Genomic DNA, 16,468 nt, shown 5'->3' with positions numbered 1-16,468 from the left:
GGCCGGGAGCGGTACGGCCGGCGGTTGTAGATCTCACTCGCCAGCTTTGTCGGTCAAGGCATCATTGCCGGCTTGGCGCTGACGCAAGCTGGCGCCCTTGAGTTCGATGCGGTGGGCACGGTGGATGATGCGGTCGACGATGGCATCTCCGAGGGTCAGATCGCCCACGAGGTCGTGCCAGCGGTTCGCGGGCACCTGGCTGGTGATCAGCAGGGAGCCGCGGTCGTAGCGGTCGTCGACGATCTCGAGCAGGTCCCGGCGCTGCTCGGCACTGAGCGGTTCCGGGCCCCAGTCATCGATGATGAGCAGGCGGGTGCGCTCGATCGCCGCCATCATCCTGGGCAGCCGTCCCTCGCCCCGGGCGGTTGCCAGATCGGCGAACAGCCGCGGCGCCCGCTTGTAGAGGACGGAGTAGCCCTCCCGGCAGGCCTTGTGGCCGAGCGCGCAGGCCAGCCACGACTTGCCGACCCCGGTTGGACCGGTGATCACCACATGGCTGTGCTCGCGGATCCAGCCGCAACCGGCCAGGCGGAGGAACATCGCCCGATCCAGGCCGCGCGGGGTGCGGAAATCCGTGTCCTCGATCACCGCCGCCTGGCGCAGCCGGGCCTCACGCAGCCTGCGGGCAAGGCGGCTGTTCTCCCGGCTGGTTGCCTCGCGATCGACCAGCAGGCCCAGCCAGTCCTCGCGGGAAAGCGCCGCCGCCTCGGAGACGCCGAGGAGTTCGGTAAAAGCCTGGGCCATGGCGTTCAGGCCGAGCCCGCGCAGGCGCTCGGCCGTGGGATGGATCAGCATCGGATCGCCTTTCAATGGTAATAGCCGGGGCCGCGGATATTCTCGTGCAGCAGCATGGCCGGCTCGTCCGGCATGGTCCGCTGCTCCTGGCGGTTGTTGAGGATGGCGGCGACCGAGCTGTAGGAGCGCGTCCCCAAGGCGAGCGCCCGGGCGCAAGCGGCATCGACCCGCTCGGCGCCGTGGCGTTTCACCAGGCCGAGAATACCGATGCAGGAGCGGAACCCCTGCTCCGGATGCGGCCTGGAGCGCAGGATGATCTCCACCAGCGCCGCCGTGTCGTGCCCGATGGTGCCTGCCTCACGATGAATGCGCTCGAGGCTCCACTCCCGGTAGCGGCGATGGGAGCTGGGCATGTGCTCGGCCAGGTTGCGGGGCTGATGGCGGCGGAGACTGCGGAGATGGCTGGCCACGCGCTGGCCACGGTGAAAGATCTCCACCGTCGCGGTGGTGATCCGCGCCTCCACCTCCTGGCGCACCAGGGCGTGCGGCACCGAGTAGAAGTGCCGCTCGACCTCCACATGGTAGTCGAGCCCCACTCGGCAGCGTTTCCAGGCCGCATACTCATAGGCGGACTCCGGCAAGGGGCAGAGGGCCGGCCGGTCAAGGGCCTCGAACAGCGCTCGCCGGGTCGTGCCCAGGGCGCGCATCGGCCGCTCGTTGAGCTGCGCCACCAGGGCCTGGATCGCCGCATCGAGCTCGGCCAGGGAGAAAAACTTCTGGTTCCGCAGCCGCGCCAGGATCCATCGCTGCACCACCTGCACACCAACTTCGGCCTTGGCCTTGTCGCGTGGCTTGTAGGGCCGCGCCGGCAGCACGGCCGTGCCGTAATGCGCCGCCATCTCCGCATAGGTCCGGTTCACCGCCGGCTCATGGAAGCAGGCCCGGCTGATCCCGGCGCGCAGATTGTCGCTGACCAATTGCCGCGCCACACCCCCGAAATGCGCGAAAGCCCGCACATGGCAGTCAATCCAGTCCGGCAGCGCCTGGCTCCAGACGGCGCAGGCGAAGGTGTAGCTCGACGCCCCCAGCACGGCGACGAAGATCTCCGCCCGCCGTGCCTCCCCGCTCACCCCCTCCAGCACCGGCATGGTGCTGCCGGCGAAGTCGACGAAGATCCGCTCCCCGGCCGGGTGGACCTGCCGCAGCGTCGGTTTCAGCCGGCCCGCCCAGGACCGGTAGAGGTCGCAGAACCAGGAATAACCAAACCCATCCGGCGCTCCCGCCCGGTATTCCTCCCACAGGAGCGACAGCGTCACGTTTGGACGCCGCAGTTCCCGGTGCACCCAGGCCCAGTCGGGCTGCGGCCGCTCCTCGGCCGCGGCGCCGCTGGCCGGTGGAAACAGCAGCGCCTCCAGCCCCGCATCGCTCAGCCCCTCTGGCAGTGGCCAGGTCAGCCCAGCGCTGCGGGCCCGCCTCAGATAGGCGTGCACCACTCCCTGGCTCAGCCCGAGGCTGCGAGCCATCATCCGCTGGGACAGACCCTGACCCCAGCCAAGCCGTAGAACATCCCGGATCTTGCGCATCGGCACCCTCTCGCCTGGCATCCCGTCCCCCTGCTCAGCACCGGGACGAAACTACCGTTGGTTGAGACTTGCCGGCCGCGTCACTCCTCCATCCCACCCCAATTCCAGTGATCATGATCACCGGAATCGCTGATCAGCATCCACCGGATCCACTGATCACGATCAAACGGAATCGCTGATCACGATCCACCGGATTACGCAGCGTGTGTTGTACCCTGAAGCCTTCTGCCAACCCATGCGTCCGCGCTCCGCGATGATCCGGAGGTGCTGGTCACGTTGAGTTGGCGCTGTTTCGGCTGTCTCGCTCAGCACGGCACTGGATCGTGGTGGGACGATCACGGCAGCATCGGGGTGCCGCGCCGCCACCGCACGGTAGACGCCGTCCTCGTCGTAGGCGCCATCGGCGGTGAACGAGGCGATCGGGGCCGCGACCTGATCGAGCAAGGGGCCAACCTGTGAGGCGTCATCGACGTCGTGCGCTGTCAATTTGGCCGTGACGATCCGTCCGCTGTCGGTGTCCACACCAATGTGCAGCTTGCGCCATGACCGGCGTGCCCTGCTCCCGTGCTTTTCGGCCAGCCACTCGCCCGGTCCACAGAGCCGCAGCCCTGTGCTGTCCACCAGCAGGTGCACGGGGCGGGTGCCAGACCGAAGCTGCTGCACCTCCAACGTCTCTGCACGGCGGCTGAGGGTGCTGTGGTCTGGCACGGCCAGGTCGAGACCAAGCAGGGCGATGATGGAGCCGATCAGGCCTTCCGTCTGGCGCAAAGCCAAGCGGAACACGGCCCGAAGCGTCAGGGATATGGTGATGGCCAGCTCCGAATAGCGTGGCTGGCCGCCCCGCGTGATCCGGGGCTCGGCCTTCCAGGCCACGATTGCTGCATCCGTGAACCACACCGTCAGGCTGCCGCGCCCGCGGAGAGCCGCATCGTACTCTGCCCAGTTCGTCGCTCGGAACCGCTGCTTCGGAATGTGGTGCCGGCGGTCTGTGTTGGCCTTGAATGGCAAGCTGAACTCTCCCGGGACGACGCTGGGCTGTCGCCCCCCAGGACCCTAGCCCACACGGATCGGTAGGCCGATCCATGCAACACAGCCGGTTGGCGGCGCAGTTTTCAGAGGCAAGCGGTGGGATTTTGTGATTCCATCCTCGCCGTGGTCAGACCCTCCGATGCCCTGCCGGACGATATCGATGCGCTAAAGGCGGCGCTGCTGTCAGCGACGGCGCACGCCCTGCAGGTTGAGGCGGATCTGGCGATTGCCACTGCCCGGGCATCCGATGACCAGGCCATGATCGCACACCAGCAGCTGCAGATCGCCAAGCTGCGGCATCAACTCTATGGCCAGCGGTCGGAGCGCAGCGCGCGGCTGCTCGATCAGTTGGCCCTGAGGTTCGATGAACTGGAGAGCTCCGCGACCGCGGACGAGATGGCTGCCGAGCAAGCGACCGCGCGGACCACGGATGTTGCACCCTTCACCCGCAGGCGCCCGGCACGCCAGCCGTTTCCCGCCCATCTGCCGCGCGAGCGCGTGGTCGAGCCCGCGCCCACCACCTGCCTGTGCTGCGGTAGCGCACGGCTGCACAAACTGGGCGAGGATATCGCCGAGACCTTGGAGGTGATCCCGCGCAGCTGGAAGGTCATCCAGCACGTGCGGGAGAAGTTCTCCTGCCGGGCCTGCGAGAAGGTGAGCCAGGCGCCGGCGCCGTTCCATGTGATTGCGCGCGGCTGGGCCGGCCCCAACCTGCTGGCGATGGTGCTGTTCGAGAAGTTCGGCCAGCACCAGCCACTGAACCGCCAGGCCGAGCGCTACGCCAGGGAGAGCGTACCGCTCAGCCTCTCGACCCTGGCCGACCGGGTGGGGGCCTGCTGCGCGATGCTGTCGCCCCTGTCGCAGCGTCTCGAGGCGCATGTCCTGGCCGCCGGGCGTCTGCACGGCGACGATACGACCGTGCCGGTGCTGGCCAGCGGCAAGACCGACACGGGGCGATGTTGGGTCTATGTGCGCGACGATCGGCCATTTGGCGGCACGGCGGCGCCGGCGGCCATGTTCTACTACTCGCGCGATCGCGGCGGCACGCATCCGCAGGCGCATCTGGCCAACTATGCCGGGCTGTTTCAGGCCGACGCCTATAGCGGTTATGGCAAGCTCTACGAGGCCAATCGCCAGCCGGGACCGATCCTGGAGGCGGCCTGCTGGGTGCATGCACGGCGGCCGTTCTTTGCGCTGGCGGATCTGGCGCAGAACGCCTGGCGTGTTGCCGAGGGCAAGTCGCCCGGGGTGATCTCGCCCATCGCGTTGGAGGCGGTTCGGCGGATCGACGCCCTGTTCGATATCGAGCGTGACATCAACGGCGAGAGTGCCGAGCGGCGCCGTGCCGTAAGACAGACGTTGAGCGCCCCCTGGCGGCCGATCTCGAGCTCTGGATGCGCGAACTGCGTGCGAGGCTGTCACGCACGAACGACCTGGCGCGCGCCATGGACTACATGCTCAAGCGCTGGGTGGCATTCACCCGCTTTCTCGACGACGGCCGGATATGCCTGTCGAACAACGCGGCCGAGCGCGCCCTGCGCGGTATCGCCCTGGGCAGAAAGTCATGGCTGTTCGCAGGTTCGGACCGCGGGGGACAGCGTGCCGCGGCGATGTACTCGCTGATCATCACCGCCAAGCTGAACGATGTCGACCCCCAGGCCTGGCTGGCCGATGTGCTGGACCGAATCGCAGAGCACCCGGCCAGCAAGCTCGACGAGCTGCTGCCCTGGAACTGGCAGGCCCGCCAGGCGCGGCGCGACCAGGCAGCCTGAGGTGGCTGCCATCTCGGCCGTATTCACGATCAGCCATGTCGCCGCCTTGCTCGGTGAAGACGAAGACTGGCTGCACGACCTTTCCATCGACATGTTCCCCGAAGACGGCTGCCTGCACGTCTACGGCGTCGGCGAGGATGGCGTGACCGCATTCACCCAGGACGGCATCGATAACCTGAAACAGATCATCAAGGATGAACGGGTAGCGGGGAAAGCCCCTCCTCAGCCCTGCGATACCAAATAGGCAGGACCGCGGTGCTCACCGGATGCATACACGGAAGAGGACTTCGCCCGAGCGCGGCCAGCCGCCGAGGTGTTGGGGGAGCGCGTAGTAGCCTCATTGGTGCGGCGCCGCGGGCGACAGAAGACCGCCGTGAAGGAGGCGGTGTCGCTGCGGTTAGACGCAGACTTGGTGCGGGCTTTGCGCGACAGTGGGCCAGGCTGGCAGAGCCGCGTCAATGACACGCTGCGGAAGGCGGTGTTGGGAAAGCTTTGCTGAGGAACACTTATCACTCGAAACTGCCTCAGGCTGACGATGCTGAGAAGGACAGTCGCCGTCCTCCTACGCGGCCTTCCGGGCTTGAGATCGTAGGGATCTTGCGATCAGGACAATGGCCGGCCACGCGGCGAAAGAGCAGGTCCGCCATCTCGAAGTCATACCTTTGCAGTGGCGCTGGCGCGGCTTGGTGCTTCCGGTCGATATAGAAGGCGCCGTCATAGGCATTTGCGATCTCGAATGGCTTGAAGCCGGCCTCGGCGAAGATGTTGAGGAATTCCTGCAGGGAACTGCCCAGGGCCGCCAGGGCGGCCGTCTTCACCTCCACCAGGATCTCCACGTCCTGCCGCAGCAGCGGCAGCAGACCGCGCATGCCCTTCACCACCATGATCTCGGCACCCTCGACGTCGATCTTGATCAGCCGGGCGGCGCGTAGCACCTCGACGGGCAGGATATCGCCCAGGGAGCGGCCTTCCACGAGTTCCTGCCGCTGCGTCTTGGAGGCCTCGGCCGCCACGATGGTAGTGCCACCCAGGTTGGTGTCGTCGTGCACGAAGACCGGCACCATGCCTGGTACTTCCGTCACCGCCATGTTGTAGGTGGCAACGTTGTAGATGCCATTGGTCCGCAGGTTCTGGCGCAGGCGCTCATGAATCCAGGACGAGGCTTCGATGGCATGCACCTGGCCGTCCGGACCGACGAGATGGGCAGCGAGCAGCGCATGCATGCCGACATTGGCGCCGATATCCACCACCACGTCGCCCGGCCGTAGGGCTTGGTGGTAGAAGGCGGTGACGGCGGGTTCCCAGACTCCGAAGAAATAGGCGTAGCTATGGACCGCATCGGGAAAGCTGCCGGCGAAGCGGGCGCCGAAGCGTGTGCGTGCCTCGATCTCCAGCCGCCGCCAAGCGATGTAGCGCTGCACCACCTGGTCCCAGAGTCGCTGCTTCCCGAAGGCGAAAGGTGCATGCTGGAAATACATCCGCAGCCCAGCGCAGGCGGCACGCAACGCGGTCTCACGCATCGTGGTGGGGATCATGCGGCGGCTCCCACATGAAAACGCTCGGCGCCGCTATAGCAGTCGCCGCTTTCCATCGCCGTGGCCCGCGCAGCAGCGAGTCCGTGGCCGCCATGCTGACTATCCGCACCGAATGCCCCGCCTGCTGCGCGGGAGGTGGTGAGGTCGCCCATACCACGCCGCCAGCCATAAACAGGCTGCGGCAGGTAATGCAGCGGCGCGAACACCGAGAGCTTCGCCATCATCAGGAAGCCCTCATAATAGCTTAGCCTGTCCGCGACCCGCCTGCGCGCAGGAGCAGATCGCATCGGGCGCTGCATTGAGAGCAGGGCGTAGGACGCTGAGATCCACCTGTACATCCCTCTCCCGACCAGGGCTCGGCAGGCTGCCGCCCCGACATGGCCACAAAATTTCTTTCCTTTAATGTCCATTTTTGAGTCTGCGTTCGTCAATCTCTGATCACACTGTTCATGTAACGCTCGTGTGATGAGAGGCGGAGGGCTGTCAGCTACGGCCTTTCACCGTTGCGGCCTCTTTGAGGCGGACGCCTTTGCTGACGAGCGGTCGATAATCCCCCTTATCGTGTTGGGCGAGCGAGCAGGGGAGGCGCTCCGAGAGGCCTGGCCATTCCAGCTAATAAGTACCGTTGTGACTCATGCCTATGGTAGGAAGCGCAGCATTTCGTTGCCCGCTCGCCACCGCTCCTGAAGCGGCTGCCTGGATCTTTATGCCCAAACTTACGCTTCGCCTGCACAAGCTGTTGATTGCCGCTTCTCTGATCGTGCCGGCTGGCCTCTTCACTGCAGCGGCGCTCCATAATCGGGCAGAAACCCTCCGCGAGGGACAAGACGCCATCATTCGCACGACAGCGGTGATGGATGAGCATGCCCAAAAGGTCTTCGAGACAGGGGAACTCGCGCTTGGGCGCTTGGACGACCGTATCCACCACCTAAGCTGGGATGAAATCTCCGCACCAGAAACCAGCGCGTTCCTGGCCCAGCTCAAGGCTCCGCTGGAGCAGGTCGTCTCGATCTGGGTCGCAGATGCTCAGGGTGTGGTACGCGCAGGCAGTCAGAACTGGGATCCAAGAGTAACCATCGAGGGCCGTGATTTCTTCCAGGCTCAGCGCGAGCGCGACGTCGGCACCTATATCAGCGCGCCGTTCCGCGGCAAGGCCACGCAGATCGCCAGCTTTGCTGTCAGCCGGCGTCGCTCAACGTCCGACGGACACTTCGATGGCATCATCCATATCGCCCTCAGCCCGGACTATTTTACACAATACTATGCAACCACAATCCTTGAACCTGGCCAAATAGCAACTTTGCTGCGGGCCGATGGCCTCGTTATCGCGCGCACATCCCCGCATGATATCAATGTCCCCTTACCAACGAGAGATCGTTTCAAGCGTCGGATCGAGCAAGCGCCGCAAGGTGGCTTCTTCGTCAGCGATGCGGGCGAGGGAGGAAAAGAACAGGCCTATGCCTATCGTGCAGTGGGAACGTACCCGCTTTATGTGGTCTTCAGCGCGGACATGGCGGCACTGCTGAATCGCTGGTACGCCAATCTGATCTCGTTCGGCGCTGTTGCAGGCGTGGCATCGCTCATGTTGTTGCTGATGTCTTGGATGGCACTTCGCGGCGTCAAGTCAACAGCGATGGCGATGACGCGCCTGACTGCGACCATGAATGAGCTCCAACGCGAAACAGCGCAGCGTGAGGCGGCCGAGCAACGCGTGCGCCAGGCGCAGAAGATGGAGGCCGTGGGTCAGCTGACAGGCGGGATCGCGCACGACTTCAACAACCTCCTCACTGTCATACTCGCCAGCCTGTCGCTGCTGCGTAAGCGCGTTCCAGCAGGCGATGAACGTGCCCTGCGACTGGTGGACAATGCGGTGCAGGGCGCAGAACGTGGGGCGTCGCTCACCCAACGTCTGCTAGCCTTCAGCCGCGGTCAAGCGCTCAAGCCGGGCGTGGTGGACATCCCAGAGTTGGTGCGGGGTATGGCAGATCTGTTGCGCAGTTCATCGGGCCCGGTTGTGCAAGTTGAGACCCGCTTTCCACTCGCCCTGGCGCCAGCCTACGTTGATGCCAACCAGTTGGAATTGGCACTCCTGAACCTGGTCGTGAACGCACGGGATGCGATGCCGGAAGGCGGCCAACTGACGATCTCCGGCCGCGAGGAGCAGGTTAGTGTCCGGCAGGTCAGCGACCTGCCGCCGGGAGACTACGTGGTGCTGTCTGTCATAGACAATGGGGAGGGCATGGATGAGGCGACACTCGCCCGTTGCCTGGACCCGTTCTTCACGACCAAGGGGGTTGGAAAGGGAACCGGGCTCGGCCTTTCCATGGTGTACGGGCTCGCTGCGCAGACTGGTGGCCGGCTTGTCCTCCACAGCCACAAGGCCGAAGGCACGACTGCCGAACTGTGGTTGCCACGCGCCGAAGCAAGACCGGCTATTGTGCTGCAGCCAGACGGCGGTCCGAGTGAAGCGCGCGCAGCGCTGTAGGCGCAGGGTGAATACTGGATCTCCCGCACTTTCCGTGTTCGCAGATCCGGAAAAGGCAGCGCAAACCACTGATTGCGGACGGGAATTCGGCAAATGGTGGCCATTCCCGAAAGTTGAGCGGTTGATGCGGATTGAGTATGGGGTTTCCGAGCAGCTCCAAGCACTTGCAGATAAGTTTGCCCTAGGCGCAGCACGGAAAGTGCGGGAGATCCCGGCTCTCAGTGGCAATCAACAGGATAAAAGATATTATCCGCTTTCGGGGTGCGGACTGCACCTCGGGGATGGCCGAGATAAGCGTACACCCCCCCCCTCGGAGACCGTCCTGTCTCTGCCTGCTGTCCACCACGACGGTCATTCATGACAACGGTCAAAATGATTGCCCATCCTCGGCCAGCACTCTGCAATCCTGGAAATCTGGAAAGGATCTCTATGGGGAGAGGGGTGACGCCCTTCGCGCCACCTCCACCGCAAGATGGTCGATCAGGGCCCGTACCGCGGGGACGAGTCCCTTCCGGCTCGCGAACACGGCATAGATGGTTCCATGCGTCGTATGCCAGTCCGGCAGGACGTGCACGAGTTCTCCTGAGACGAAGGCGGACCGGCAGATGTGCTCGGGGAGCAGTGCCACACCGAGGCCGTCGGTCGCCGCCGCCAGCAGCAGGTCGAAGTTGCTGCATTGCAGCCGCGGCCGGTGGCGGATCGTGCGCGCCTCATCTGCCGGGCCCGCCACATTCCAGGTGTCTTCGTCGGCATCCTCTGTCATCGACAGTGTCGGCAGTTCGGTGAGATGCTCGATACTGAGTTCAGCGCCAAGCCTGTCCCGCAGCAGCGGACTTATTGCAAACACCAGATGGGTCCGTCCGAGGGGCCGCACGATCTGCGACGCGTCACCCTCAAGCAGCGTTCGGGCCCTGAGTGCAATGTCGACCCCGTCCTCGATCAGGTCAGCGCGCCGGTTTAGCACCTTCATTTGCACCCGCACCCGCGGGTAGGCCCGCATGAAGGTCGGCAGGATGTCAGCGACCAAGTTCTGGATAAGCCCCTGCGGGCAACTCATGCGAACGATGCCGTTCGGCTCCGCCTGGGCCTGCGCCGCGACTGCCTCGGCGGCCTCCACTCCCGCGAGCATCGTCTGGCAGTGCTCAAGAAACGCGCGACCGACCTCGGTGGTGCGCAGGCTCCGGGTAGTTCTCTCGAGCAGGCGCACCTGCAGGCGCTCCTCCAATCTTGCAACACCCTTGCTGAGCGTTGCTTTAGGAACACCGATGTGCCGGGACGCGGCGGAGAAGCCCTGATGGGTCGCCACAGCATGAAAATAATACAGGTCGTTTAGGTCGTTCATCGCTCGGAGCTGCGTTGTGCGCGTTGATTGTCTCCGTACGGAAACGCCGTGTCCAGAAATGGCGTCCTAATCGCCCAACTATCCACAGCCTAGATTGAGAAGTGAAGCCAATGTTGGTTGCCCGGCCGGGGTGGCCAAGCACGTCATCTCATCTTCCCCACTTACATCTAGAGGCCGTCGGGACATGATCTCTTCACGCAGAAACGTTTTTCAGATCGCTGGTGCTGGTCTGGCATCTGCAGTGGCGTTGTCGACAGCGGGGTCGGCCCGCGCCCAGGTGCGGGAAGAAGCCAGCCGTCCATCGGTAACGATCATCCGGAAGGGCATCGACAAGGATCTCGCGGTCATCAACGTCGACCTTCTGGAGGAGGAGGCAAAGCGGAAGCTGCCCGAGGGCGTCCACGTGTTCATCGCCAACGGAAACGGCGAGCAGTGGACCTTGCGGGAGAACCGGCGCGCCTTCGGGGACTACGCCTTCGCTCCGCACCGGATGGGTGGCGTCGTGCGAGACAGGATCGACACAGCCGTAACGCTTCTCGGCGAGAGCCTGCCCTTCCCGATCTTCGTCTCGCCCATGGGTAGCCATGGTCTCGTACATCCGGAAGGGGAGGTCGCCACTGCGCGGGGCATGGGGAAGTCGGGCGGCTTGGTGGCCGTCTCGAGCGCTTCGACAATCCCCATGGAGGACATCGCCCGGGCCTCTGACGGGCCGAAGTGGTTCCAGATGTATCTCGACCAGGACGAGGGCCGCTCGAGGGAGATCCTCCAGCGTGCGCGTGCCGCCGGGTTCAAGGCGATCGTACTTACCGTGGACGCCATCGGCCAAGGCTCGTCGGATCAATATGCGAACATGGGGCGCCCGAGACCCTGGCTTCCCTACGGGAATTATCCGGAAGGCAGGGCACCCTCTTTCAAGACGGATCTATCCTGGCGGGAACTGGAGATGGTCCGGAGCGTCACCGGGTTGCCGGTCGTCATAAAAGGACTCACGAGGCCGGAAGACGCCGCCGAGGCGGTCAGAGCCGGTGCGGGGGCGATCCAGGTTTCGAACCATGGCGGCCGGGCGCTTGATGGCACCCCCGCATCCATCAGTGTCCTCCCCAAGATCGTGGACGCTGTGCAGGGCGCGGTGCCGGTCATGCTCGACAGCGGCATACGCCGGGGCACGGATGTGGCGAAGGCGCTCGCGCTTGGCGCCAGCGCCGTCGCGGTCGGTCGGCCGGTATGGTGGGCACTCACCCTGGGAGGAGCCGGAGGCGTCTCCGGACTCATGGACTACTTCCAGCGGGAACTCGTCGAAACGATGTTGCATCTGGGCGTGGATAAGGTTGCGTCGCTCGGGCGTGAGCATGTTTTGCCGCTTCACCACCGGATCGCCGCACAGGATGGTTGAGGCGCAGCAAAGCCTTAGTCGCGCCCAAAAAGCTCAGCCAGCGGTCACTAAGTGCATCGGCGAGCGGACGGGATATTGATTGCCTTCTGCCGGAACGCCCAGTCCGGAAGCTCCGATCTAATCGGCACACTGTCCCCGGCTTACGTAGGTGTGGTGGGCAGGCCCCTGTCGCCGACCTTGGGGCCCTGCCCAGCAATATCCTCTCACCAACGGAGAACAGACCTTGGTCAAGATCGCGATCGTCTATTACAGCAGCACCGGTGGCACCCACCGCATCGCCATGGCGGCTGCCGAGGGTGCAGCGTCGGTCGGCGGTGAGGTCCGGGTTCGCAAGGCCGCCGAACTGGCTCCTGAAGCTGCAATCGATGGCAACCCGTTGTGGCGGGCGCATGTCGAAGCCACCCAAGATGTCCCCGTAGCGACGCCGGACGACCTGGAATGGGCGGACGGTTTCCTGCTCGGAACGCCGACGCGCTTCGGCCTGCCAGCGGCCCAGCTGAAGCAGTTCATCGACCTGTGTGGCGGCAAGTGGTTCACCGGCAAGTTGCAGGACAAGGCGGCCGGGGCATTCGGTGGCGCTGGCAATATCCATGGCGGCCAGGAAGCAACGCTGCTCGCGCTGCAGAACGTCTTCTATCACTGGGGCGCTGTGATCGTTCCGGTCGGCTACACCGACCCGTCCCTCTACGCCGCTGGCGGTAATCCCTACGGCGTGAGCTTCACGGATCCCAAAGGTGGTGAGATGCCTGCCGCCCAACTCGCAGCGGCGCGCTTCCAAGGGGAGCGCATTGCCAGGTACGCGGCGGTTCTGTCGGCAAATCGCGAAGCTTTGTCACCCATGCCCGCGAAGGCGTGAATTCCACTTAGGCTCGCATCTAGCCACGCCTTCCAGGTCAGAATCCTGGTCAAGCGCAGCCCGGCCAGACCTTGAAAGAGACAATCCATGGAGGCCACCATGACAACCACCCTCGTGTCGCGCGACGTCGCACGGATCGACAGCCCTTCTATCGGACGTGGGGCATTGGCAAGTTGTTTGACAAGAAGGCGAGTTTGGCCGCGTGACTGAGGGTGCGGCAGGATCAGGATGCCGCCTGGGCGCACATTTCCTGCCGCCAGATACGGAAAGCCTTGTTCCGAGCATGGCGGTACTTGCCGGCCGTCATGAGGTGCCGGCGAGGACGGGAATGGCCGTAGATCATGCTGTGCGCCGAGAGGAACCGCTGGGCCTGCCCGGCTGACTTAAACCGTTGCATCTGCCGCTCTCGCCGTCGGGTCGGCCGATGCGAGTTCTCCGCCCGGTTATTCAGATAGCGGCAGCTCCGATGTTGGGCTTCGGGCAGGAACTCGCGCTGCGCCACGCCATAGCTCTTCAGCCTGTCTGTAACCAGCCGACGTGGCTTGTACTTGAGGCCTGCCAGGAGGCGCTTGAAGAACCGCTTGGCCGCATTGCCGTTTCGCCGATCCTGAACGAGGATGTCCAGCACCACGCCGTGCTGGTCCACCGCTCGCCAGAGATAGTGGAGCACGCCATTGATGCGCAGAAACACTTCATCGAGGTGCCAGGTGTCGCCCGGCTTCGGCCGGCGTCGCCGCAGCTTGGCCGCAAACTCCGAACCGAACTTCCGGCACCAGCTCCGGATGCTCTCATGCGTGACGGTGATGCCCCGCTCCGCCAGGATCAGCTCCACATCACGCAGGCTCAGGCTGAACACGTGATACAGCCAAACGGCGTGGCTGATGATCTCCGCAGGGAAGCGGTATCCAGGGTAGGTAGCGGGGTCTTGCCTCATCCCACCAGCCTCGCCCAGCCAGCCAGCCAGCCCCGGCTACTGCCGCTCAACTTGGCAATGCCTCAGGCGCCGCGGATGACGTCTCTGATGCGGGTGGCCAGGGCATCCAGGGCGAAGGGCTTGGTCATCACATGCATGCCGGGTTCCAGGTAGCCATTGCCGACCACCGCATTCTCGGCATAGCCGGTGATGAAGAGAACCTTCAGGTCCGGCCGCACCTCGCGCGCGGCATTGGCCATCTGGCGGCCGTTCATGCCGCCGGGCAGGCCGACATCGCTCACCAGCAGGTCGATGGGAGCATCGGATTGCAGCAGCCGCAGCCCGGCGGGGCCATCGGCGGCTTCCAACGCGGCATAGCCCAGCTCCTCCAGCACCTCCGTCACCAGCATACGGACCGTTGGCTCGTCATCCACAACCAGCACCGTCTCACCCTGGCCGAAGCGGCGCGCGGTGGAGCGCTCTGGCGGTGCCTCGGCGGCCTCGGCCTCGCCGCGATGGCGGGGGAGATAAATGCATACATTGGCGCCTTGGCCGGGCTCGGAATAGATGCGCACCTGCCCGCCCGACTGCCGCGCGAAGCCATAGATCATGGACAGGCCGAGCCCGGTGCCCTGGCCCAGCGGCTTGGTGGTGAAGAAGGGGTCGAAGGCCTTGGCCGCCACCTCCGGCGTCATGCCCGTGCCGGTGTCGGAGACGCAGAGCGAGATATACTGGCCGGGCGGCAGGTCCTGGTCCCGCGCCGCTTGGCTGTCCAGCCAGCGGTTGGCGGTCTCGATGGTCAGCCGGCCGCCGGCGGGCATGACGTCGCGCGCGTTGATGCAGAGGTTTAGCAACGCGTTCTCCAGCTGATGCGGGTCCACCAGCGTCGGCCAGAGCCCGCCGGCCGTCACCATCTCCACCGTGATGGCGGGTCCCATGGTGCGACGCACCAATTCCTCCATCCCGGCCACCAGCCTGTTGGCATCGGTGGGCTTCGGGTCCAATGTCTGGCGACGGGAGAAGGCGAGCAGCCGGTGCGTCAGCGCCGCGGCCCGCTTCGCCGCCCCCTGGGCGGCATTGACGTAGCGGTCCAGGTCCTTGACCCGGCCTTGGGCCACCCGGGCGCTCAGCAATTCCAGGTTGCCACTGATGCCGGTGAGTAGGTTGTTGAAGTCATGCGCCAGCCCGCCGGTGAGCTGGCCCACCGCCTCCATCTTCTGCGCCTGGAACAGCTGTTCACGCGACTGTTCTAGCTGGAGCTGGACCTCCCTCCGCTCGGTCAGATCTCGGGTTATCTTGGCGAAGCCAATCAGCTTGCCACCATCGCGAATGGCATCGATGACCACGCTGGCCCAGAAGCGGCTGCCATCCTTCCGAGCCCGCCATCCTTCCGCTTCAAACCGTCCATCTCGGCGCGCCGTATCGAATGCTTTTGCGGGCAGGCCCGCAGCGATATCTTCAGGGGTGTAGAAACGAGAGAAGTGGCTGCCGACAATCTCGGAAGCGGCGTAGCCCTTGATGCGCTCTGCACCCGAGTTCCAGTTGCTGACACGGCCGTCCAGGTCGAGCATAAAGATGGCATAGTCAGTGACACTCTGGATGAGAAGGCGGAAGCGGCTCTCAGTCTCAAGAGCTGCAAGCTGCGCTTCACGCTGCTCCGTGATGTCTCGGGTGATCATCGCGAAGCCCACCAGCTCGCCATCCTGGCGAATGGGTTCAACCGCTACCATGGCCCAGAAGCGGCTACCATCTTTGCGAACTTGCCAGGCTTCGGCCGTAAACTGGCCTGTCTCGGCCGCGGTCTTCAGCGACCTCTCAGGAGCAGCAGATCTACGTTCTTCGTCTGTATAGAACCGGGAGAAGTGCTCGCCGATGATCTCGCCCGCCGTATAGCCTTTGATCCGCTCGGCACCAGGGTTCCAGCTGATTACCCGCCCATCTAGGTCAAGCATATAGATGGCGGAACCTGCCGTAGCCTGGATAAGGAGCTCGTAGGCGCTTTTGCGGAGTTTTTGATTTGGAGTATTCATTGGGCCATCGCGATAGTTTAGCTGGCCGGCCTTTCACCGGAGCAGCGTGCGAATAACTCTACAGCTTAATCCAGCCTGCGCTAGTGTCCTGATTCTGTAGTTCCTCTGATCTGCTGGGTGCCCTGGCAAAAGCGCTGTATGGCAGCGAGGATGTCATCGGCGGAATTGGTCCAGCGGAACGGTCTGGGATCGACGTTATGGGCTTCGATGAAGGCACGGATGTCGCGCTCGAGCGCCTGGGTGGAACGATGGACGCCGCGCCGGATCTGCTTGTCGGTGATCAGGGCGAAGAAGCGTTCGACCTGGTTGATCCAGGAGGCGCCGGTGGGCGTGAAATGGACATGCCAGCGCGGGCGCTTGAGCAGCCAGTCGCGGATCGGCTTGGTCTTGTGGGTGGCGTAGTTGTCCATCACGAGATGGACGTCGAGATTTGGGGGCACGGCTTTCTCCACCTGATCCAGGAACTTCCGGAACTCGGTGGAGCGATGCTTCGGATCGCAGCGGCCGATCACCGCCCCGGTCGCGATGTCCAGCGCCGCAAACAGCGAAGTGGTGCCATGGCGGGTATAGTCATGCGTGCGCCGCTCCGCCTGGCCGGGACGCATCGGCACCAGGGGCGGGGTGCGGTCGAGTGCCTGGATCTGGGACTTCTCATCCACGCAGACCTTGTTGCACGGACTGGCGGCTTGGAGGTGGAGGCCCGGGAAGTTATGGGTCGGGTCTCTGTCCCTGCAGTTTGGATGCCGGCATGCCGTTCAAGACCAACTCTGACCGCCGGCACCACATCCCGAAGCA

General features: G+C 64.5%; 13 protein-coding genes and 3 pseudogenes. 6 read left to right on the top strand and 10 right to left on the bottom strand.

Annotated elements, in window-relative coordinates:
- Positions 1-33: 33 nt before the first annotated feature.
- The 3 genes from istB to EBE87_RS22570 form a co-directional block, all read right to left on the bottom strand.
- Positions 34-795: an IS21-like element helper ATPase IstB gene (gene istB / locus EBE87_RS22580; RefSeq protein WP_122140125.1), complete on the bottom strand. Its 762-nt coding sequence runs from the start codon at positions 793-795 to the stop codon at positions 34-36.
- A gap of 11 nt (positions 796-806) precedes the next feature.
- Entirely contained in the window at positions 807-2,318 is a 1,512-nt protein-coding gene (gene istA / locus EBE87_RS22575) for an IS21 family transposase (RefSeq protein ID WP_408887758.1), read from the bottom strand.
- A 162-nt stretch (positions 2,319-2,480) separates the two neighbouring features.
- Positions 2,481-3,326 (bottom strand): IS5 family transposase, encoded by an 846-nt coding sequence (locus tag EBE87_RS22570; protein WP_199707667.1) that lies wholly within the window; start codon positions 3,324-3,326, stop codon positions 2,481-2,483.
- 144 nt (positions 3,327-3,470) lie between these two features.
- On the opposite strand from EBE87_RS22570, the gene tnpC reads away from it, so the two are divergent.
- The 3 genes and pseudogenes from tnpC to EBE87_RS22555 form a co-directional block, all read left to right on the top strand.
- A protein-coding gene (gene tnpC, locus EBE87_RS22565) for an IS66 family transposase (protein WP_199707665.1) occupies positions 3,471-5,119 on the top strand; the annotation gives its coding sequence in 2 pieces (ribosomal slippage) (positions 3,471-4,713 and positions 4,713-5,119; 1,650 coding nt in all).
- A 1-nt stretch (position 5,120) separates the two neighbouring features.
- Positions 5,121-5,363, top strand: coding sequence for a hypothetical protein (locus EBE87_RS22560; RefSeq protein ID WP_120639740.1), 243 nt, complete (start codon positions 5,121-5,123; stop codon positions 5,361-5,363).
- 36 nt (positions 5,364-5,399) lie between these two features.
- A pseudogene (locus EBE87_RS22555) lies at positions 5,400-5,618 on the top strand (BrnA antitoxin family protein); the annotation flags it as partial.
- Between the two features lie 25 nt (positions 5,619-5,643).
- Here the strand turns inward: EBE87_RS22555 and EBE87_RS22550 are convergent.
- Both EBE87_RS22550 and EBE87_RS22545 read right to left on the bottom strand, forming a co-directional pair.
- Positions 5,644-6,654, bottom strand: a complete 1,011-nt coding sequence (locus EBE87_RS22550) for an FkbM family methyltransferase (RefSeq protein ID WP_120639739.1) — start codon at positions 6,652-6,654, stop codon at positions 5,644-5,646.
- Positions 6,651-6,878: a hypothetical protein gene (locus tag EBE87_RS22545; protein ID WP_120639738.1), complete on the bottom strand. Its 228-nt coding sequence runs from the start codon at positions 6,876-6,878 to the stop codon at positions 6,651-6,653. The genes EBE87_RS22550 and EBE87_RS22545 overlap by 4 nt, the downstream gene beginning before the upstream one ends.
- 482 nt (positions 6,879-7,360) lie before the next feature.
- Here EBE87_RS22545 and EBE87_RS29475 point away from each other — a divergent pair, with 482 nt between their 5' ends.
- Positions 7,361-9,139, top strand: a complete 1,779-nt coding sequence (locus EBE87_RS29475) for a hybrid sensor histidine kinase/response regulator (RefSeq protein WP_199707657.1) — start codon at positions 7,361-7,363, stop codon at positions 9,137-9,139.
- A gap of 427 nt (positions 9,140-9,566) precedes the next feature.
- Here EBE87_RS29475 and EBE87_RS22535 read toward each other — a convergent pair whose 3' ends face one another.
- Entirely contained in the window at positions 9,567-10,481 is a 915-nt protein-coding gene (locus EBE87_RS22535) for a LysR family transcriptional regulator (RefSeq protein WP_120639737.1), read from the bottom strand.
- Positions 10,482-10,665: 184 nt separating this feature from the next.
- On the opposite strand from EBE87_RS22535, the gene EBE87_RS22530 reads away from it, so the two are divergent.
- Positions 10,666-11,874 carry an alpha-hydroxy acid oxidase gene (locus EBE87_RS22530; protein WP_120639736.1) on the top strand — a complete coding sequence of 403 codons (1,209 nt, stop codon included), beginning with the start codon at positions 10,666-10,668 and terminating at the stop codon, positions 11,872-11,874.
- Positions 11,875-12,097: 223 nt separating this feature from the next.
- Positions 12,098-12,730 (top strand): NAD(P)H:quinone oxidoreductase, encoded by a 633-nt coding sequence (wrbA, locus tag EBE87_RS22525; protein WP_120639735.1) that lies wholly within the window; start codon positions 12,098-12,100, stop codon positions 12,728-12,730.
- Positions 12,731-12,953: 223 nt separating this feature from the next.
- Here the strand turns inward: wrbA and EBE87_RS22520 are convergent, their stop codons facing one another.
- The 4 genes and pseudogenes from EBE87_RS22520 to EBE87_RS22510 all read right to left on the bottom strand — a co-directional run.
- The gene (locus EBE87_RS22520) at positions 12,954-13,664 is read right to left on the bottom strand and encodes an IS6 family transposase (protein ID WP_120639734.1); all 711 of its coding nucleotides are present in this window, start codon (positions 13,662-13,664) and stop codon (positions 12,954-12,956) included.
- A 62-nt stretch (positions 13,665-13,726) separates the two neighbouring features.
- Positions 13,727-14,857 carry a response regulator gene (locus EBE87_RS29950; RefSeq protein ID WP_233553342.1) on the bottom strand — a complete coding sequence of 377 codons (1,131 nt, stop codon included), beginning with the start codon at positions 14,855-14,857 and terminating at the stop codon, positions 13,727-13,729.
- Between the two features lie 99 nt (positions 14,858-14,956).
- Positions 14,957-15,595: pseudogene (locus EBE87_RS29945) on the bottom strand (PAS domain-containing protein); the annotation flags it as partial.
- A gap of 158 nt (positions 15,596-15,753) precedes the next feature.
- Positions 15,754-16,395 (bottom strand): annotated as a pseudogene (locus tag EBE87_RS22510) (IS630 family transposase); the annotation flags it as partial.
- Between the last annotated feature and the right edge of the window lie 73 nt (positions 16,396-16,468).

It is taken from the genome of Teichococcus wenyumeiae (assembly GCF_003696345.1).
GTDB lineage: Bacteria > Pseudomonadota > Alphaproteobacteria > Acetobacterales > Acetobacteraceae > Pseudoroseomonas > Pseudoroseomonas wenyumeiae.
This window is presented reverse-complemented; position numbering and strand designations above follow the sequence as displayed.